Below are 18,929 nucleotides of genomic sequence, written 5' to 3' on the forward strand. Positions count from 1 at the left end.
ACCACCTGATCGTGCGGCTCAGTATTATAATACTGATACAGCCACCCAATAATCTCCACCTGCCCACCAACGGCCACATTAAAATCATCAGCGCTGACGTCGGTGATCAAATGCTGAATGACGCCGTCGTGATAGTTTGGAGTGAACAATAACTCAGCATAATCGTTGGTTGTCTCGAATAAATAAGGGAGATTCTTGTTCAACGCATTGGCTTGTTTGATGAATAGCATTTGGTACGCAGCATCCTGATCAGTCGGTTGTTCCGTATCTAAAGCCCGATTAATCAGTGTCTCTTCTGCGGCTGAGAAGCCACCTAAGTCACTCGCAATATCCAGCGCGTGCACGATAATGTCGGGTTCATTCCGATTCTCTGTGCTCGACAAGACCCGTGTCCGGCTGGGTAAATAGTCGTTCACTTCCATAAAACGAATGGCAATGATTCGGTTAAACCAAGTGTAGGCAACCTCTTCTACGAGATCGTGAAAGGCCGTGGCAAAATCATTCTTCTGCGCCCGTTGATTTAGCTCCGTCACTAATCGTTGGCGTTTGCTAATGTCCTTGCCCGTAATTCCATTCTGATCATCCTTATAGTATTCAATTTCCGATGTCGAGATAGCCAGCTTGTCCGCTATGCCCTTTTCAGAAATCCCTAAGGAATCAGCCTTCAGCTTAATGCTTTCAATGAGTGAACGGCGTGCTTCAATCGCAAATTTCTTGATTGCTGTTTTATCCATAGTCTCTTCCTTCACTCTGTCTAAATTTCCAATTACAATTTAAAGTTGATCGGCCCGTTTGCCGCTAACTGCCGCGCAAGCGCCTGACGTAGCCCCTCAATCTGAGCATCTAAGTCAGTTGTATCATGCAGCTCCCAGGATTGATTAATCCCTAAGGCCATGGCCTTAACAGTTCGTGGTTCTTTCACACGCTTATCTACGACCTTATCAGGGGTTACTGTATCAGTATCATCGTCCCCCGTTGAATTGCTGCCATCTGAACCAGTTTTTGGGGCCGGTGTGACAACATCTGGTTTAATCTCTGGTTTGGGCTTCCGTTCCGCCAACACCTGATCCATCTTGTGGACCAATCGTACCCGGACTGCCGTCGCCTGTTGTGGAATGATAAACAGGTCATTCAAAGTCGTCGCCTCACGGGCATCATCCAGCAACCCTTCAAAGTCTTGCCGAATCCTGTCACCAAACTCCGGCGTCAAATGCTCATCTTCACAATAGGCTTCGGTAGCCGCTTGTTCGTTCTGAATATCTTGTTGTGCCCGGCCTAACCCGGCGTCAAACTCCGCATTAAATGCGACTTGGAACTCCTGAACTAGGTCCTTCAGGTTCTTAATATTCCCCTGTGGCCGCTTCTTCATCAAACTATCAATCTGACTGATTAACGTCTTAACGGCCGTTCCAGTGACAAATCTTTGCGAACGGTCATACACCACTTGTTGGGTGTGGCCCGATTTCCAGATTTCCTGTTGGGTGTCGCTTTGATAAAATTCGTTGATTCCGCCGTCATCCATATCATCGTGCCAATCTAGCAGGTCATCTCGCTTTTGGCTCACCAAATCATAGAACCGGTCGGTATCTTTTTGTGCCAATAATTGTTTCATCAGATCACGACCCGTACGCAGGACGTCTTGCCCGGGATAGTAATCTGGCTTCTGCAAGTAAACATCCAAGGCCTTACGTGCGTTGTCCAGGCTGGCTTGCAGTTCATGCATCATCGTGTCGTCTTCATTATCACTAAAGGTTTGCTTGCTAAAGAGTTCTAGTGCCACCTCGCGAAGGTCCTTCTTCTTGTCTTCGCTAACGGCCTGCCGCGGTTCCATTTGTACGGCATCCAGGTACTGCCGTTTCAAGAAGTACTTCGCGATTTCGTTGGCTGGCTGTCCTGACTGCAAACTTAGCGCTTCACCGTTCACGTAAACTTTTAGCTTAGCATCAGCGAAAAGTTTGGCGACCAACCATTTCGTATCAATCTCCCGATACCCATACGGAATTTTGTTGAAACGCTCTAAGACAGACTTAAACGATACCTTGTTGTGCCCGGTATGATCACGAATAATCCGCTCCAGAACTGCCTGAAGGGCCCGTTCGTTTTCAGTCGTCTTGACCAACTCATCGGTGTCCTTAAACAGCGCCACCACGTCACTATCCTGTTTGACCACGTCGATGTAACTCAGGTTACGATAAATTTCATCGATCAACTGTTCCTCGGCCTGCGCCAAACTGGTAAAGAAGTCTTTCTTACCCGCATCGATTCGATCGCCTTGAACGTAAATATTAGCCTGCTGCAAAGCTTCCAATAACTCATCAATAACTTGCTTATTCAGTGCGTGCAATTCCGTCTTCTTAACGTCAATGATTCGCTGCGACCGGGCATCTTGCGCCTGTTCCTGCGGGCTCAAAATGAATTGCTGCATCCGTAAAGCTTGCTGCTGATCATCCACGTACTGCGACTCACCTGGCAAATCAATAATAATTTGCGGCTGTTCTGGTGAAGTCGATTGTCGCCGCAGTTCACTGTCCGCTCGATTATCCTCATTCATTGCCGTAACAATTTTCAAATTAATATCCTGCATCGACTTACCAACTGGCCGATCATCCACCCATGCATTGAAGACGAACGTATATTGTTGCTTTAACTTGGGATACGTGTACCGCCGTGAAATGCCCTCGGAACTAAAAAGGTACTCCCCAATTGCTTGCGAAACGGCTCCAGAGTCTACCCCTTGGCGCTGAATTTGCTTGCTAATATCCTGTTCGGCGTCCGTTAAGAACTCGTACCCTTTACTGGTCTTCTCCACAATATTTTGCTCTTGCAGAACTTGTAAGGCCGCTTTAACCTTTGCTTCCAATTCGATCCGATCCGCATCAATTGAATCAATCATCAAGGTCACCAGATTGTTCAGTGTTCCGTCAAAGTCTTGGACGTATTTAATCATAAATAACGTTTCCAGCACCTGAACGGCAAATGGATTGTCTTCCCCACTAGGATTGATCAGCTCATTATTCTGAGCCCGTTGAATGACAATCATATGCGTGTGATCCAAGAAGCGGCTCAGTCCCTGGAAGAAGATGCTAAATGGCACCAAGGCCCGCGTATCTTCGTTTTCTACCCGCTGAGCAGACTCCTGGAACACTGCCAGCATTGACCGTTCACCATTGGCCAAATGCTTACCATCTGACCCATTTTCCCGGATAGCCGTCAGTGTGTCTTGCAGTAAAACCACCTGGTACGGGACAAAGGGATAGAGGTCGGCAAACATTTTTGCGTTATCATACCGCTTCCGTTCTTCTTTACCGTCAAAGCTGATTAAGTTATTAATGACGTGTTGATTCTCATCAAAGGTCGTCTCCAACAACTGCTCACTTGGGGCGGTCTTGGACAGCAACCGTTTCTGAATAACCTCGTCAACGTTGGCCGAAGACATGGCAATCCGCGTGTTGAACCGACCTTGAATCTTGGAGAAATCTTGGCCGTTAATGTTCTTGGTGACCTTATCAATCGCCTGTTGGCTGGTCACAATCACCCACGCTTTTCCGTGCGTGTAAGTTCCCAAATCCTCGACAATACTCTGCAGGTTAAGCATCCGTTGTTGACTAGAGCCAATGTACTGGCCAACTTCATCAACCAGGAATGCCATATGATAGTTTTCACCCTGGGCTTCAATATGCTGATTCACCAGTTTGGCAAAGCCCTCCACACTGACTGGATATTCTTTTTTGAGCTGGTCAATGAAGCCATCGGCATCTGCCTCGGACATGAAGTTAATGCCCACCAGCGTATCCCGGATGGTACCTTTTAAGAAGGCATAGGCGTTCCGTGCGTCGAGCCAGTCGCGGTTTTGACGATCCAATTCCTTGAACTTGGCTTGGAACTCGGCATATTTTCCCTGAGCAATCAAATCGCGTTCCAGGTCGGCAATCCAAAAGTCAGCGCCAAATAATCTCAATTGCTCGTTAAAGACTTGCAGAAAGACGTTGAGAATCGCATCTTTCTCCGACTTATTGCCATTCTTCGCTTTAGAATCAATGTTAAACAGCATGACTTCATTAGGTACTGATGCTGCCAATTTCATGTTGGCTAAAGTCGCTTGGTCGTGTACCTTGGCATCATCCACAAAGTAGTCCAAAGCCGTCTTCCCAGCAACCTCCCGATTTTCCAAAAGGTAAGCTAAAATCTTCAAGAAGTGAGACTTCCCGGAACCGAAGAATCCAGAGATCCAGACACCCATGTTGGTAGTATCATGCTGAATGCCTTCTGCGTATGCCGCAAAGAAATCTTTGAAGTGGCCGTCGAGTTCCTTGGTCACTACGTATTCTTCCAGTTCCTGTTTAACGTTGGCGTCTTGCTCGTCGCCAATCGTAATCACACCTTTAATACTTCGATCAATGGATTTTGCAAAAATATCTTTAATCTTCATCGCGGTTCTCCCCTAGTTGATTTGAAATGCTCGGTAGTAGTTATCCTCTTTGGATTCTCCAAACATACTGAGACTTATACTGTCATAGATCCCCGGATAGAAAAATATCACCGGAACGTTGTTAATGACTTGATGCATCGTATTCAAGACTTTATGCGCACGAATCAGTGGGAAAATCTCCCCAACCCCTGTGACGAACACAATCACCGGTTCTTCGGGCAGATGCTGCTGCATGTATTGCACAAACATATTTTCCGAGCTAGTCATGTCCAAGGCGTTATTCAACTGCTCAATCAGATAATCGATGCCATCGCTGGCTTCCATCGCCAAAGCATCTTCCTTGATGCCCAAGTCATCCAGTAACTGCCAAATGATTTGGTACAGGTTGAATTCCACAATGTCCATACCAACCGTTTCGCGATTCAACTGCTGACGCATGTTGCTGACCTCTTCCGTGACTAACGGTTGATCCTGAGGCGCGTAAGCTAAAATATAATACGAGACTTCATTCGACAATCCCCGACTCTGTTGAAAGTCTGGATCGGCTATCTTTTCTCGCAAGTGTTTGAGTTTTTCTACTGTTTTTGTCATGCTATCTCCCTAAAAATACGGCTAACTGTCGGGTCAAGCCTTTGGTATGTAAGAGAACTTCTAATCTCGTATCCAACAGTGGTCGTTTAACCTGATCATAGTCACTCTGATCCTCGAGTAAACCTGCTTCTCGTAAAAATGTCTTGTAAGTACCGGCCAGCCGGCGAACTGTCGGTTCCGTCCAGGACGCCACCTTGGGATTTTCAACTTGCTTCTGGTTAAAGAACGCTTCAACTTCGTAACTGTAAAGCTTGGCATCCCCCAAAAGCAATTCACTCCGGTAGACCTCATACATAAATTCATCAAATAATGGATCCAATTGCAAACTGGTGGACAGGTTCACTAGCTTCTGATTGGCGAGATCAAGTGACGGAAAGAGGTCGAAATAGTCTTCATCCAAAACGCTAACCCGTCGCTTCAAAGTCTGTGCCAATCGAATTGCTCGTGCCGTTGATTGTTGCTGAAAACAATTATCTTCGACAGCTAAATACCGAATATCATCGTCGTCATTTCCCTGTTCCCGTAATTCCAAGTATTGTGAGAATTCGTTGAACCAAAATGAATGTGAAACCATTGACGCACTGTATTGTGGCATCGACTAGTTCCTCCCATCGTCACCGTTTCTACTGAAATTTCTTTCCTAATTATATAAGATTAATGGCCTGGGTGCGACACTTCCGAGAAATTAATGAACATTCCCGGACAATTTAGGGAAAAAGATAGCTATTATAACAAAATCAATCATCCACCAGCGCTATCATGTCTCTCCATACTACCGAATACGGTTGCGAAACGTCACGCCAAACAAAAAATTCCCACCACTCCCGGCAGGAATTCCTTCAAAAATTGCGTCTCAGTTAAAATCGTTCCCGCTCCGGCAACGTCCCACGTTGACCGGCGAGCCGCAGATGGCTCCAGATTAAGCTCAGGAAGAAGCCAATCAGCGTTGGCACCAGCCAGCCTAATCCCATGCTGGCAAAGGGGATGAATTGGTGGTACAGACTCAGTGCCGCTTGAATCGGCGCCAGGTTGGTAATCATTGCCGGCGCACTATTTAGCATGTCCAAAATTGCCGGTAAGACCGTGAAGGCAATCGTTACCTTGTACACTAGCCCCGCGTACGGCCGCTTGGACACCGTCAGGGACAGCAGGATCAGCGCCAACGCCAACGGGTACATCAACATCAGGACCGGCAACGACCAGCTGATAATCGTGTTCAAGCCCGCGTTGGCAACCAGGAAGGACAAGCTGGTCGTAACCCGCAGCCACGTCCGGTAGCTAACTCTGGGAAACAGCTTGTGAAAGTCCTGTGCAAACGAGGAGACCAGCCCAATCGCCGTGGTCAACACCCCAAGCGTGACCAACGCGCCCAGCAACAGAGTTCCCACGCTACTGAAATAGTGGCCGACGATTTGGGATAGCGCCACGCCCCCATTTGCCGATAGCTTTAGCTCACTCATGCTCAAGGCGCCCAGTAGGACCAGGCCAAAGTAGATGACGACTTCCAACGAAATGCTGATGACACCGGCCTTCGCGGTTAATTTGGTCAGCTCCCGACCCTCATAGCCGAGGCCGCGAATCGCGTGAATCAAGGTGACGCTCAACGCCAATAAAGCCACGGCATCCAACGTGTTGTACCCCTCCAGCATCCCACCAATCGTGGCGTTCGCCTGGTAGGTCGCCGTGGGGGTCTGGGTCAAGCTGCCCATTGGCTTGAGAAAGGCCACCAGGAAGACGACGGCCAGCAGTGCCAGAAAGCCGGCGTTCAGGTACTTGCCCACAATTTTCAACAGCGCACTCTGGTGCATCGCGGCCACGTAGGTGAGGGCAAAGAACAGGCCCGTGAACAGCAACATGCCCACCGTCGAGAAACTCTTAGGGATAAAGGGTTGCGCGGCCATTTCATAAGCCGTGGCGGCCGTCCGGGGCGTTGCGAAGAACGGGCCGATGGTCAAATGAACCAGGATCAAGAAGACCGCGGCGTACCGTTTACCCACGGGACGGGCCAGGTCGAGTAGGCCATCACTCTTCGTGACCACGACCGCCATGATGGCTAGCAGCGGAAACAGCGAGCCAGAAATGGCAAAGCCCAGCGCCGCCATGAACCAGTTTGACCCCGCCATCTGGCCCAAGTGAACGGGAAAAATCAGGTTGCCGGACCCAAAGAACATGCCGAAGATCAAGGAACTGACGACTAGTAATTGCCCCCAACTTTGTTTCGGTGTTGCTTGTGTATTTTCCATCATCAATTCCTCCAGTTCTTATTTTTTACCCGCAAACGCCAAAAGAGCCCTTCTCCCACTACGGGAAAAGGGCTCTACAAGTAGAACGGTACCACCTTTTTGTGACGGCCGCGGCCACCACACTCATCACGGACGAACATCCGCTAGCCAAATAATGGTGGCCACCACGATGGCCTTCTCAACCACCGAACTCAGAATTAACCTTCACGAACCCCTGGCGGTCACTTTCCACTTCACGTGACTCCCTAGGCACCAACGGATTCGCTACTACTTTCTTCAACGTTTTATAAGTATTGTGATGTATTATAGGCCGATGAATATGAGAATGCAATGGGTAAATTAAAAATAAATGAGAGATATTTACTACGCGTCCCGCCCGCCACCTACCGGCTGTTTTCGTTGACAAAATTAGCGCGCACATTTCAAATTAACCCCAACCAAATCTGACCATCCCCAAGCTATCTCGTTGACTAGAGTCCCCTCGAACCGCTATGCTGGGGACACTCAAAAAAATTACGCTGGGAGGCGCGCCATGCACCCGAAAAATCATTGGTTCCTGACCCTGTTCGTTGTCCTGCTCAGTACCGTTTTATTTATTACGCGTCCCGTCCCCGCCCACGCGGCGGTTGCGGCATCCACGTTGCCTAATCAACAGGGCCTGCTGATTGACCTCGGCCGCAAGCCTATGACGGTGAACGCCGTCGAGCAGATTATTCAGGCCGCCGCCGATCAAAAATTTAATTATGTCGTCCTCAATCTGAGTGACAATGAGCACCTGAGTTTTCAATCGAAATACCTGGGCAACAAGGCCACCAAGACCGTGCTCTCCCAGAAAGCGCTCAAACAATTGGTCAAATTTGCCAGCGCGCGCAACGTTCAGCTGGTGCCAGCCGTGGACGTGCCTTCGCACAGCGGCGCCATTTTACGCCAACTGAAGAAGTCGCATCCCAAGGTCTACCGGCAAGTTAAGCTCGATAGTCAGACGCTGGATTACACCAAGAAGTCCGCTGCCACGGTGGTGAAGGCCATTTATCAAGAACTTGATACCAGCTTCAAGGGCCAGCCCAAGCGCAATTTTCTCCTCGGCGCCGACGAAGTTCCCGGGACCGAGAAGATGTACCAGTCACTGACCCGTTTCATTAATCAGATTAACCAATTTCAAAATAAACGCGGCTTCACGACGGTCGTGTGGAACGATTCGCTGTTGAAGAGCCAGCTGAAGAAGCTCGACGCCAACATTGTGATCAATTACTGGTCACAGTCCGGCAACCGTTCCGGCGCGAAAGTTCTGGCCAGTCGCCGGGCCAAGCGCGTGTCCGTGCCCGACCTGTTAAAGGCCAAGCGCGGCATCGTCAACGCCAATAGCTACGCGACCTATTACCAATTCCAGTACATGGGCAACGCCGCCAACGACCAGTATTTCATTGACTACCTCCGCGATTCCTACCGGCCAACGCTGTTCAATGAAATCACTGCGGACGGCGTGAACAAGGATAAGACGTACGAGCCCGGCGTTAAAACGACCGGAACGCTGGTCAGCCTGTGGGGCCACGACGCGCAAAGCGTCAGTACGAAGACCATCACCGACTTTATCCACCGGTTGGAAGTACCGAAATAACGGCTGGTTAACGCGTTAGATTGGCCTAACTGGCTCACCTGCGGCTTCCAGGGAGCTCCGCCTGCTATGCCGGTTCCAGCCAAAGAACCGGCTTCCACCTCAACTGGCTCCGTCCCTGGCTTCCTCCGGTTAACATTGCTGTTCAATCTACGGCAAGCGGCGGATATTCTAAAATGACTTCCCGCCCGTCACAAAAATTGGCCTCAACGATCAGAACTGATTGTTGAGGCCAATTTATTTACGCTCTTATGCACTGAACCTTAATCCCCACAAGCTGACCAAGGCTAGCAAATTTCCATTGCCCCGTCTCAGTCTTCAAAGAAATCTTTATCGATCTGAAACAGCGTAAACTGTTGCTTCACCTGGACGCCAACGTGGTATTGCAACATCAATTCGGTTAACTGGATGCCATCCACTAACACGATTGAAAACCCCTTTGCCGTTTCGGCCGCCTTTTTTGAAAAACTTGACGTTGTAATAAAAACGCCCCGATCTGCGTGGTTCCGTGACAGCGCCCCATAAAACGAATCGATAGCTGGTCGCTGAACGGTATTGACCTCTTCATACCGTTTCGCCTGAACGTACACGGTGCTGGTTCCCAGCGCATCCTGGTTAATCACGCCATCAATCCCACCATCGTTACTTAATTGTGTCACCCACGCTGAACCATTGGGGCCCTTATACCCCATAGCCACCAATAATTTAACAACTAAATTTTCAAAAAATTCGGGTGCGGACTCACGGATTCTTTGGAGCAAGTCAGTTGCAACCTCGGCGTTGTAGGCCTGAACCTGCTGCGCCAAATCATTCGCCGCCGAAATAGGTTCTGCCTCAGTCTCCGCTTCTGCCACATCATGGACTTGATTGCGTTCTTGCCGTTCCTGCAGGTCTTGTTGATGTTGCCGATACTTTGGCTGTTGATGAATTAAGTTCTGGTCAAGCAACTGGTCGCCTGCCAACAAGGTTTGCCCCAAATCAGTAATGCGATAGTAGCCCCGGCGTATTCGCTGTAACAATCCAGCAAGCGTCAGATCACTAACCGCCCACCCCACCCGATTTTCAATGATATTTTGGTGATTGGGATAGGTTAAATGTCGTAATTCGTCAGGCAAATCCAGTTCATCGGCAACAGCCACGTTGAGTTCCTTCCCGTGCCACTCCGTTTGTTGATCAGCTAGCTTAATTACTAATGGTGCCAAAGCATCCCACGTTGGCAGACCGTGCTTCCCCAACTTTAGTTGTCGGTAATCCATTCCCTACACCCTTTCTCCATCCAGCGCTTACCCGTATGTATTCCTTCTCATGATAGCCGTTTCACCTGAATAAGTCGACCTAAGTTGTTTACAATTTAGTCTCTCATTTTCACCTTCCCTGCAGCTCACACACTGTTAGACCGGTACTATTTCCACATAAGCATGCTAAATAAGACGTAGCCATTCTCGGCTACGTCCTATTTCAGTCCCGTCTCTTACCCGTAGTGCTTCAACGTCCTCGCCAGTTCATCCTTCACGGCGGTCACCAACGACTGCGGCGCCATCACCTGAATCTGGGCGCCCTGGCTCAACACCCACAACAATGCGCCCTGCGATGCCAAATGGTCGCCCTTAATCGTGACGCTACCATCTGCCCGGTTCCAATCCGTAATGCGGGAGTTCGGTAGCTTGTCCAGTGCCGTTTGCGGGTAGCCCCAGTAGCGGAACTCGTACGGCGTGTCCGAGCCACCGCTCAGGAGATACGTCCGGTTACGCAAAGCGCCTTCATCAATTTTCTTATCGCTAGGCACCTTAATCACCGTGCGTGTCGCCCGGGCATCCTGGAAGCGGTCCAAACGGTAAATCCGGCTGTCATTTTGCTCCGGAATGTACAGTACCACGTAGAAGTAGAAATCGGCGAAGTAGATGCTCAACGGCACGCCACTCCCGGGTTTCGCCAGCGTCCGACCCTTGGCATCGGGCACACTGCTGCGGTAGTGAAACTTAATTGGCGTCTTCTTAGCGACCCAAGCGGCAAAGTCCTTGAGCCGCGGCAAAATTTCGTGGTCGCCGTTTGAAAATAGGGGCGTGTACTGGACCAGTGTGGTACTAATTAATTTCTGCATCACCGGTCGCTCTGCGTCAGACACGAGTTCCAGCAGATGGTCCTTCACCCGTACCAATTCATCGCGCGTCAAGGCCCGCGTGCCAATCACAATCTTGAGCAACGCCAAGATTTCTTCGCTCGCCAATGTGCCATCCCGCGTTAACCAATAGGTTTTCCCCTTCTGCCGTAGTTGGTAGTCCGCCTCGTTGGCGGCCAACGTCTCCCGAATTAATTTTGTATCCCGTTCCAGGCTCCGCTCGGATACCTGGTAATAGGCCTTGCCGTCCACATCTGTGGTAATTTTTTCACCGGCCATTAATTTTACTAACACATCTGTTGCGCGTTCGCGACCCTTCATTGCAACGACCTCCTTATTTTATCTGACACGCCAGCCGTGATCTTTGGCCGAACTTGTTTTCATTCTTGATTGCTGGGTTCAGTATACAAAGTACCCACGACACAATATGTCGTTAGGAAAAGATCGTTGTAAATTCGATTAGAAAAATAATTATTGGTCGCGGTCAGTCGCGGTGATTAACAATCTTCGCCACTATCTGTCGTTTGTTATCCGTTTCTGCGTGTACAAAAAGACCACCAACCTCTGTGTGAAAGTTGGCGGTCCCGATTAAATCCGCTTAAACTGTTCCGAACGATTATTCCGCCCCAAACGCTCCCACCAACGTCTGAATAAATTTCCTAAACAAGGGTGATTGCCACTTACTCTTCCGGTGAATGTAGACGGCCGTGAGCGTCTCGTGGGCAAACGCCGTGGGTAGAACCTGGAGCTTGCCGGCATCCAATTCCGGTTGGACCACAAACTGGGGCAGGTAGGCCACTCCCAAATCACTGATCACGCTCTGCTTCACGGCTTCCACGCTACCAATCTCTAGGAAATGGGGAAAACTGATGTCTCGTTCAGCAATCGCCGCGGCAAAGCGTTTATGATAAATGCTTTCGCGGTCGTCGGTGATCAGCGCACAGTCTAGGCGTTGGTGAGTCACTTGCAAATTCACCGTTGCCGGGTCCCGCTTAGTGCTGGCTACCAGGACTAAGGGGAACTCCTGCAACCGCTCCACCACCATGTTCGCCCCGTAACCGCCCACGTCGTAGTGCACGCCCAGGTCGACCGTTCCGTTGGCGACCCGCTGGGGAATGGTGAAGCAGTTGGCCATCTGCAAGGAGAGTTGTACGGCCGGCGCCGCAGCGTGAAAGGCCTGCAGAATCGGCTGCATTCTATACGTCAGCAGAGTGTCCGGAATCGCAATCCGCAGCTCCCCCGTCAGCGCGTCGGCGGCCTTGCCGTAATTTTTCATGGCGGTCACGGTTCCCAGGATACTGTCGATTGACGGCAGGAGGTCCTTGCCAGCCTGGGTGAAGACCATTTTGCGGCCGACCTTTTCAAAGAGTTGGAGCGTCAGTTCCTGTTCCAACTGCTGGACCTGAAACGTCACGGTCGACTGGGCATAATTTAATTTGTTAGCGGCGGCCTGAAAGCTGCCAGTCTCCGCAATTGCCCGCAGCGTTTTGAGTGCTTTAATATCCACGATGATGCCTTCCCTTCTGGACTTGAGCTCGTTTCATCGAAAATATCGAATCATTAGTTTTAACATTTCAATTAGACTGAACCATCGTTGTGCCCTAGTATAGGAAATAACCTAACGCCTGTCAAACGCAGGCTCGAGAGAGAGATGGTCGCAAATGCAAATTAAAATGTATACCCCGAAATACCGCAATCAAGTGATTGCCCTGATCCTGTATCTTCAAAACTTTGACAACAAGGTTGACCTGTCACTAGAAGAACAGCCCGACATGGCAGACATTTCGGGCCACTACCTAAACAATCAGAGTGGCTTTTGGATTGCCGTCAACGACACGGACGACGTGGTGGGCACGATTGGCCTGTTGCGCGAGGACAGCCAGTACGGCGTGCTCAAAAAGTTCTTCGTCCACCAAGACTATCGCGGCGCCGCTCACGGTGTTTCCCATCAATTATTTACCACGTTATTAACCGCAGCCAGCGACAGTCACCTGCAACACATTCTATTGGATACCCCGGCAAACTGCCTGCGGGCCCACCATTTTTACCGCAAGAACGGCTTCACTGAAATCCCGCGGACGGCGGTGCCGATTCATTACGACTATCCGGACCGGGACTCCCTGTTTTTCATGAAGGATCTGTAATTATCTTCACTGTACGTTCAAGTTTCAGAGCGCATCAAAATAGAGGCTGTGGCAACTGTCACAACCTCTTTTTGAATTCGCTGCTAAACTGCCTCACCCGTCGGCGCGCTGGTTCCCCCGTGATCCCCCGGTTGGACTGGCTGGCGTTGTGCGTTGGTTCGCGCCTCACTGACCCGACCGGTTGGCGCCAACACACTGGACTTGGCTTCCGCTGGTGCCGGCCGATCCGCCAACTGAACGGCTTGCGGCACCGTCGCGGCCGCTGCTCGATTCTCTGGGCAATTGGTTGCAATCATCAAACCAGCACCCGCTACCAGGACCACACCAACGACAAACCCTAAATTTTTCAACTGCATATCCCTTACTCCCCTCAACCACGCGACTGGTCACGGTGGATCCACCGCGTTATCTTCACTGCGTCTCCACTATAAGACCAGCCGGAAATTCGGGTGGGTCTCCTGCCCATTTACTGAGGGCTTGGTATACTGTTGGGGCGTAACCGCCATCAAAAAAATCGTTCTAAAGGCAGCCACCTCCAGAACGATTTATCACTTCGATTATATTTCAACCCCTAAGCGTTCACCACGTACTTTGGCGTCTGCCCCTGAGCCATCAAGACCACGTTGCTGGCGACGATGTCTGCCATGGCGTTGCGGGCCTCGACCGTGGCGTTGCCGATGTGCGGCGTCAAAACCACGTTCTTCAGCTGGGTGAAGGCTTGGTCCACGTTCGGTTCATTTTCGTAAACGTCCAGTGCGGCCCCGCCAATTTCATTGTTTTGTAGCGCCTTTAACAGCGCGGTCTCGTCAATAATTGGCCCCCGCCCAACGTTGATCAGGCAGGCCGTGGCCTTCATTTCACCCAAGACCGCCGCGTCAAATTGGTGCTTCGTTTCTGGCGTGAGTGGCGCGTTGATGCTGATGAAGTCGCTGGACTTGACCAGGGCGTCAAACGGCTGGTAGGTCACGTTTAACTGTTGTTCTGCCTCCGGTGACAGCTGGTGAGGCGTAAAGTAAGTCACCGTCATCCCCAGCGCCGTCGCCTTGCGCGCAACCTCCTGGCCAATGTTGCCGAGGCCCACGATGCCCAGCGTCTTACCGGCAATCTCGTGGCCCAGGAAGTAGAGCGGTGCCCAGCCAGGAAAGCCGGTGGTCCGCATCTGCTGGTCGCCTTCAATGACGCGATGGCTCAGATCTAAAATCAGACTAATCGTCAGTTCAGCGACCGCATTCGTCGAAACCTTGGGTGTGTTGGTAACCGGGATGCCTTTAGATTTGGCGTAAGCGCTGTCAATATTGTTAAAGCCAGCACCAAAATTGGCAATCAACTTAAGCTTGGGCGCCGCATCAATAATTTCTTGGTCAACCATGGTGGAGAGGGTCGTGATCAGGTAGTCTGCCGTCGCGACCTTGCTTAACAACTCCGCGTGGGAAATGAGTCCCGCACCCGTATAACTTTCGACGTCCAAACCATTGTCACGCAGCTTAGTTAACGCAACTTCCGGAAATTGGGCTGATAAATAAACTTTTGTCATGATTTTGCCTCCTAATATTTGATACACTTAGCTTAAGCCCAATTCGGGATCCCCACAATAACGCACTTTTTAGTTACCGGTGCAGCAAAGGAAGGTATTAGGATGACTGATTCGGTTCGCAAACTCGTGCAACAACGGCTACGGGACGGCGATTACACCTGCCGCAAGGAGTTCACGCTGGCCATGTTTAACGGCAAATGGAAGGTCAACATCATTTATCACCTGGGGCATGAGGGCACCTACTACTTTTACCAGCTTCAGGACCTATTGCCCCACGCCTCCCACAAGGAACTCGCCAAGAAGCTAAAGGAACTGGTGGCAGATGGCCTGCTCAACCGCCAGGAAGAAGACGGTGGCCCCCGCGTCAAAACGGCGTACTCCCTGACGCCACTGGGTGAATCGCTCCTACCGATCATTGATGCCATGTACGATTGGGGTGACCAGCGCCTGCACGAGCTCCACTTGGATAACGTGAAATTTGGCTTGGGAACGGTGAAGAAGTAGCCAGCTATCGTAAGGGCTTACACTCGTTGTTCTGGACAACCAGTGCTGGATTACCCCTCTGGCCGCCCCCGTTGGAAACGCTAGAGCACAGACAATCGCGCAATTTTTTCACAGCTAACCCAAATAGCAACGACCCAGACAACCCTGACGATTGTCTGTGCCGTTGCTATTTATCATGGAAACTTATTTCACCCGCTTGTCGACGCAACCCCCGTTACTTAGTCGTCGCCTGCAACCCATGAATAAAGATATCCAGGCCGTAGTCAAAAGCCTCATCCGGATTGGCCAAGTCAATTGGTGAAGGAAACTGTGCCGCAAACTCGGCGGGCATCTGCCGCTGGGTGCCCCGGGCAAAGTACTGTTCGTCAGCCACGTAAGACAGGACAAAGTTATTGCCCATATTCCCCGCAACCGTCAAATGGCGCTGATCCACGCCCAGGTCCTGCATCAGTTGCATCCCCAGCAAAATTAATTTCGTCCGGTTAGGCGTAAACGGGTAGGTAATTTCGAAAATTTTGGGCGAGTCATTCACCCGCTTTAACTCTTCTCGCAAGATATGCGCCAACTGGTAAAAATCACAGTCTTTAACCTTGGCTAAGCGCTGACTGATTCGCCCAGAAATGAGCTCAGCGATGCCTTCCATCAATTCATCCTTATTTTTAAAATGAAAATACAGGGAGGCCGCCTTCACGTCCAGCGACTTCGCCAGTGTTCGCATGGAAAGCGTCTCCAGACCAGTTTCATTCAACAGCGTAATCGCTGCTAGTTGAATCGTTTGCCGATCAAGTTTCATGTCGTCGTCTCCAATCTAACATCGTTAGTTTATGCCACCAGTATACCACGATTTTTTGCCAAAAGGACTTGACAGATAGCCTAACGGTGTTAGAATATGGTCATAAAGCTAACGGTGTTAGGTTAGCCACTGAATTTTAAATTGGAGGGGTTACAAATGATTGTTATTATTACGGTTTCAATTATCATGGTTGGTATTTTCTTCACCGCGGTCACGTTAAAGGGCATGGATGCCACGTTCAAGCAGTCGCATGAGGATCGAAAATAATTTTTTGCCATCAGTCTAACAGTGTTAGGCCAATTCACTTCAGGGGGAATTTCATGAATTTTTTAGAGATTAACAATATCCACAAATCGTATCACTTAGCGGACGGCACCGCGCTGGCCGTGTTAAATGGCATCAACGCCACGTTTGGTCCCGGCGAGTTCGTTTCCATTGTCGGCGAATCCGGTGGCGGGAAGTCAACGCTGATGAACATCATTGCCGGGCTGGATAGCGATTACACCGGCGACGTCAGCATTAACGGGCGCTCACTTAGCCAGATGAATGAACGCGAGCTCGACCAGTATCGCCGCGAAAATGTCGGTTTTATTTTTCAATCGTTCAATCTGATCAGTCACCTCACGATTCTGGAAAACGTCTTGGTCGGCCTGGAAATGACCACCCTCCCGCACGCGGATCAGGTCGCTAAAGCCCAGCACTTGTTGGCCGAAGTCGGTCTGGCTAAACGTGAAAACGTGTACCCCAATCAGCTTTCCGGTGGGCAAAAGCAACGGGTGGCGATTGCCCGGGCCCTGGCGACCGATCCACAAATTATTATCGCAGACGAACCGACTGGCGCTTTGGACGAGCAGAACACCCAGGAAATTTTAAAATTGCTGGATACCATTGCCGCGCAGGGAAAGCTGGTGATTGCCGTCACCCACTCTCAAGCCGTCGCCACGCACGGCACGCGGATCGTTCACTTGGACCACGGCATTCTCGATCGCGATGAAACGTTGAAGATGCCCTACAGTGACGCCACCCAGAGTCCCGCGTTAAAGAGCCGCCACCTCCGCTTTCGTGCCATCATTCAAATGGCCCTGAAACATATGCAGCGCAACTTTGGCACCAATTTGCTCATCACACTGGGCGGCGCGGTCGGCATCTTCAGCGTCGTGCTCATGCTGGCGCTCGGCCGGGGCATCGGCGGATACATCAGCCACGAAATCAGTGGTAACCTGAACCCGACCACCAGCGAGGTCACGCACAAGGTCAAGGACGGCAACACCGCGGCCGTGCAAATGACTGCTAAAGACGTGGCGCAACTGAAAGGCCTCAGCCACGTCACCCACGTGGAGAAGGGTTTCTTCATGCCCAGCGTCCAGGTTCAGTACCACGGCCGCAACGTGACGACCTCCTACTCCCAGACTTACAATCGGACATTCTTGCGCAAGAACCTGATCAAGGGGCAGAACCCGACGCGCACCAACACGATTGTCCTCAGCCGCGACATCGCTAAGAAATACAACAAGCACCACTACCAGGCATTACTCGGCAAAACCGTGACGGTGTACGTCAACGCGACTGACGCCCACCAACGCCCCGTCCTGTTAAAGAAGCAAGTCAGCGTGGTCGGCTTCACCAAGTCCAGTAACACGGCCGTTCTGAGCTGGCAAACGGTGGCCAACATGGCGAAGGCCCAGGACGTGACGCTCAAACCAACCTTTCTTGCCGTGACGGTCCACCAACTCAAGGACGTCAAGACCTTTGAAGCTCAGGCAAAGAAGCTGAACTATAAGTTGACCGGGGTCGGCTCCTACATCAACACGATTAACCAGTACGTTTCCCTGGCCTCCTACGTGCTCGCCGGGATTGCCGCCATCTCGCTGATTGTTTCCGCTATTATGATTATTGTTGTGCTCTACATTAGTGTCGGCACCCGAACCAAGGAAATTGGGATTCTCCGGGCGTTAGGCGTCCGCAAGGCGGATATTCGGGCGCTCTTCGTCTCCGAAGCCATGATCCTCGGCCTCCTGTACAGTGTGCTCGGCCTCGTCTTCGCCGAACTACTGGGACTCGCAATCAACGCCGCTGCCAAGGGTTTCGTGCACTACAGCATCATCCAGGTGGCGCCCGGCTTCATGCTCTTCGCCATCTTAGTCGGCGTGCTCATCAGTTTAATTGCCGCTTGGGCACCGGCTCGGAAAGCCGCTAAGCTGGATCCAATTGAAGCGTTGTCGTACGAATAATAGTGTCGGTTGCATTAGGCTGTGGCGATTTGTCACGGCCTTTTTGCTGACGTTAGGTAAAGTGGCTCCAAAAGAAAAGACGCCCGGTGAAAATGGCGTCAATGTGCTGGTACTATTGGCATTTATCAGCGAAGCTCATTCTGTGTTCGGTGGAACCTAACGTGCGCCCAACCACGAATGAATCAGCTGGGAAAGACCAATAATGACCAGCACGCCCACGACTTTCAGGACGATTGAAAAGGCAGCGCCGAAGTATAGCCAGGCGCCAATGGCGATTAGCTCACAGGTGAAAATTATATATTTCATGGTCGGTACCACCTTGATTGGTATTTTGTATTGACGTCATTATAACCCAAGTGCTGTGGGCCTTGCCAGTTCAGCGGTTTGTGAGGCTAACCAACTGCGTTTTGCATCTACATCGGCCATACTCATTCTAAATAGAGAAGGCGGGGGGGCACTAACCCATGGCAGCGATTAATGAACGTGTTTATTTAACAAAATGGGACAACTCACAAGCAGTTATCATTCCCAACAGTGTGATTAACCAATTACATTTGACGGATGATCAAGAGTTCATACTCACCATTCAGGATAAGTCAATTGTCCTCACGCCAGTTCCGAAACGGCCCAGAGATATTCACGAACTCTTTGCTGGTTGGCAAGATGACGGAAACCGTGACACAGGAAACGGAGATTAACAGTTAAAAATTCGTGCGTTAGTATAAT

Annotated in this window: 16 protein-coding genes and 1 pseudogene; 5 read left to right on the forward strand and 12 right to left on the reverse strand. The window is 50.6% G+C overall.

Annotated features, from left to right (window positions below):
- From EKM99_RS13105 to brnQ, 5 genes and pseudogenes are all read right to left on the reverse strand, one after another.
- Positions 1-734 (reverse strand): annotated as a pseudogene (locus EKM99_RS13105) (BREX-1 system adenine-specific DNA-methyltransferase PglX); the annotation flags it as partial.
- A 32-nt stretch (positions 735-766) separates the two neighbouring features.
- Positions 767-4,429, reverse strand: a complete 3,663-nt coding sequence (brxC, locus tag EKM99_RS13110) for a BREX system P-loop protein BrxC (RefSeq protein WP_125583865.1) — start codon at positions 4,427-4,429, stop codon at positions 767-769.
- Positions 4,430-4,441: 12 nt separating this feature from the next.
- A complete protein-coding gene (locus tag EKM99_RS13115; RefSeq protein ID WP_125583866.1) occupies positions 4,442-5,020 on the reverse strand; it encodes a DUF1788 domain-containing protein in 579 nt (192 codons plus the stop codon).
- A 1-nt stretch (position 5,021) separates the two neighbouring features.
- Positions 5,022-5,615, reverse strand: coding sequence for a DUF1819 family protein (locus EKM99_RS13120; RefSeq protein WP_125583867.1), 594 nt, complete (start codon positions 5,613-5,615; stop codon positions 5,022-5,024).
- Positions 5,616-5,877: 262 nt separating this feature from the next.
- Positions 5,878-7,263: a branched-chain amino acid transport system II carrier protein gene (gene brnQ / locus EKM99_RS13125; protein ID WP_125583868.1), complete on the reverse strand. Its 1,386-nt coding sequence runs from the start codon at positions 7,261-7,263 to the stop codon at positions 5,878-5,880.
- Between the two features lie 532 nt (positions 7,264-7,795).
- Here brnQ and EKM99_RS13130 point away from each other — a divergent pair.
- A complete protein-coding gene (locus tag EKM99_RS13130; protein WP_125583869.1) occupies positions 7,796-8,881 on the forward strand; it encodes a family 20 glycosylhydrolase in 1,086 nt (361 codons plus the stop codon).
- 308 nt (positions 8,882-9,189) lie between these two features.
- Here EKM99_RS13130 and EKM99_RS13135 read toward each other — a convergent pair whose 3' ends face one another.
- The 3 genes from EKM99_RS13135 to EKM99_RS13145 form a co-directional block, all read right to left on the reverse strand.
- Positions 9,190-10,134, reverse strand: coding sequence for a restriction endonuclease (locus tag EKM99_RS13135; protein ID WP_125583870.1), 945 nt, complete (start codon positions 10,132-10,134; stop codon positions 9,190-9,192).
- A 215-nt stretch (positions 10,135-10,349) separates the two neighbouring features.
- Positions 10,350-11,318 carry a helix-turn-helix transcriptional regulator gene (locus tag EKM99_RS13140; protein WP_125583871.1) on the reverse strand — a complete coding sequence of 323 codons (969 nt, stop codon included), beginning with the start codon at positions 11,316-11,318 and terminating at the stop codon, positions 10,350-10,352.
- 295 nt (positions 11,319-11,613) lie between these two features.
- A complete protein-coding gene (locus EKM99_RS13145) occupies positions 11,614-12,504 on the reverse strand; it encodes a LysR family transcriptional regulator (protein WP_125583872.1) in 891 nt (296 codons plus the stop codon).
- A 154-nt stretch (positions 12,505-12,658) separates the two neighbouring features.
- Between EKM99_RS13145 and EKM99_RS13150 the strand changes: the two genes are divergently transcribed.
- On the forward strand, positions 12,659-13,141 hold the full coding sequence (locus tag EKM99_RS13150) for a GNAT family N-acetyltransferase (protein ID WP_125583873.1): 483 nt from the start codon (positions 12,659-12,661) through the stop codon (positions 13,139-13,141).
- Positions 13,142-13,224: 83 nt separating this feature from the next.
- Here the strand turns inward: EKM99_RS13150 and EKM99_RS13155 are convergent, their stop codons facing one another.
- Together EKM99_RS13155 and EKM99_RS13160 are read right to left on the reverse strand one after the other, a co-directional pair.
- Positions 13,225-13,497 carry a hypothetical protein gene (locus EKM99_RS13155; protein ID WP_125583874.1) on the reverse strand — a complete coding sequence of 91 codons (273 nt, stop codon included), beginning with the start codon at positions 13,495-13,497 and terminating at the stop codon, positions 13,225-13,227.
- A 215-nt stretch (positions 13,498-13,712) separates the two neighbouring features.
- Positions 13,713-14,675, reverse strand: coding sequence for a 2-hydroxyacid dehydrogenase family protein (locus tag EKM99_RS13160; RefSeq protein WP_125583875.1), 963 nt, complete (start codon positions 14,673-14,675; stop codon positions 13,713-13,715).
- Positions 14,676-14,777: 102 nt separating this feature from the next.
- Between EKM99_RS13160 and EKM99_RS13165 the strand changes: the two genes are divergently transcribed.
- Complete coding sequence (locus EKM99_RS13165) at positions 14,778-15,179, forward strand: winged helix-turn-helix transcriptional regulator (RefSeq protein ID WP_125583876.1); 402 nt, start codon at positions 14,778-14,780, stop codon at positions 15,177-15,179.
- A 214-nt stretch (positions 15,180-15,393) separates the two neighbouring features.
- Here EKM99_RS13165 and EKM99_RS13170 read toward each other — a convergent pair whose 3' ends face one another.
- Positions 15,394-15,972, reverse strand: a complete 579-nt coding sequence (locus tag EKM99_RS13170; protein WP_125583877.1) for a TetR family transcriptional regulator — start codon at positions 15,970-15,972, stop codon at positions 15,394-15,396.
- 320 nt (positions 15,973-16,292) lie between these two features.
- Between EKM99_RS13170 and EKM99_RS13175 the strand changes: the two genes are divergently transcribed.
- Positions 16,293-18,203, forward strand: a complete 1,911-nt coding sequence (locus EKM99_RS13175; RefSeq protein WP_125583878.1) for an ABC transporter ATP-binding protein/permease — start codon at positions 16,293-16,295, stop codon at positions 18,201-18,203.
- A 156-nt stretch (positions 18,204-18,359) separates the two neighbouring features.
- On the opposite strand, the gene EKM99_RS15885 is transcribed toward EKM99_RS13175, so the two are convergent.
- Positions 18,360-18,509 carry a hypothetical protein gene (locus EKM99_RS15885; RefSeq protein ID WP_164511609.1) on the reverse strand — a complete coding sequence of 50 codons (150 nt, stop codon included), beginning with the start codon at positions 18,507-18,509 and terminating at the stop codon, positions 18,360-18,362.
- 158 nt (positions 18,510-18,667) lie between these two features.
- Here EKM99_RS15885 and EKM99_RS13180 point away from each other — a divergent pair, with 158 nt between their 5' ends.
- Positions 18,668-18,901: an AbrB/MazE/SpoVT family DNA-binding domain-containing protein gene (locus tag EKM99_RS13180; protein WP_125583879.1), complete on the forward strand. Its 234-nt coding sequence runs from the start codon at positions 18,668-18,670 to the stop codon at positions 18,899-18,901.
- Positions 18,902-18,929 lie beyond the last annotated feature (28 nt).

It is taken from the genome of Levilactobacillus cerevisiae, from assembly GCF_003946245.1.
GTDB lineage: Bacteria > Bacillota > Bacilli > Lactobacillales > Lactobacillaceae > Levilactobacillus > Levilactobacillus cerevisiae.

Bases quoted from the DNA above. Each gene is read 5' to 3' on its own strand.
- EKM99_RS13175 (WP_125583878.1), top strand. From the start codon at position 16,293: ATGAATTTTTTAGAGATTAACAATATCCACAAATCGTATCACTTAGCG.
- EKM99_RS13135 (WP_125583870.1), bottom strand. From the start codon at position 10,134: ATGGATTACCGACAACTAAAGTTGGGGAAGCACGGTCTGCCAACGTGG.
- EKM99_RS13120 (WP_125583867.1), bottom strand. From the start codon at position 5,615: ATGCCACAATACAGTGCGTCAATGGTTTCACATTCATTTTGGTTCAAC.
- EKM99_RS13180 (WP_125583879.1), top strand. From the start codon at position 18,668: ATGGCAGCGATTAATGAACGTGTTTATTTAACAAAATGGGACAACTCA.
- EKM99_RS13130 (WP_125583869.1), top strand. From the start codon at position 7,796: ATGCACCCGAAAAATCATTGGTTCCTGACCCTGTTCGTTGTCCTGCTC.
- EKM99_RS13150 (WP_125583873.1), top strand. From the start codon at position 12,659: ATGCAAATTAAAATGTATACCCCGAAATACCGCAATCAAGTGATTGCC.
- EKM99_RS13160 (WP_125583875.1), bottom strand. From the start codon at position 14,675: ATGACAAAAGTTTATTTATCAGCCCAATTTCCGGAAGTTGCGTTAACT.
- brxC (WP_125583865.1), bottom strand. From the start codon at position 4,429: ATGAAGATTAAAGATATTTTTGCAAAATCCATTGATCGAAGTATTAAA.
- EKM99_RS13115 (WP_125583866.1), bottom strand. From the start codon at position 5,020: ATGACAAAAACAGTAGAAAAACTCAAACACTTGCGAGAAAAGATAGCC.
- EKM99_RS13155 (WP_125583874.1), bottom strand. From the start codon at position 13,497: ATGCAGTTGAAAAATTTAGGGTTTGTCGTTGGTGTGGTCCTGGTAGCG.
- EKM99_RS15885 (WP_164511609.1), bottom strand. From the start codon at position 18,509: ATGAAATATATAATTTTCACCTGTGAGCTAATCGCCATTGGCGCCTGG.
- EKM99_RS13140 (WP_125583871.1), bottom strand. From the start codon at position 11,318: ATGAAGGGTCGCGAACGCGCAACAGATGTGTTAGTAAAATTAATGGCC.
- EKM99_RS13165 (WP_125583876.1), top strand. From the start codon at position 14,778: ATGACTGATTCGGTTCGCAAACTCGTGCAACAACGGCTACGGGACGGC.
- EKM99_RS13170 (WP_125583877.1), bottom strand. From the start codon at position 15,972: ATGAAACTTGATCGGCAAACGATTCAACTAGCAGCGATTACGCTGTTG.
- brnQ (WP_125583868.1), bottom strand. From the start codon at position 7,263: ATGGAAAATACACAAGCAACACCGAAACAAAGTTGGGGGCAATTACTA.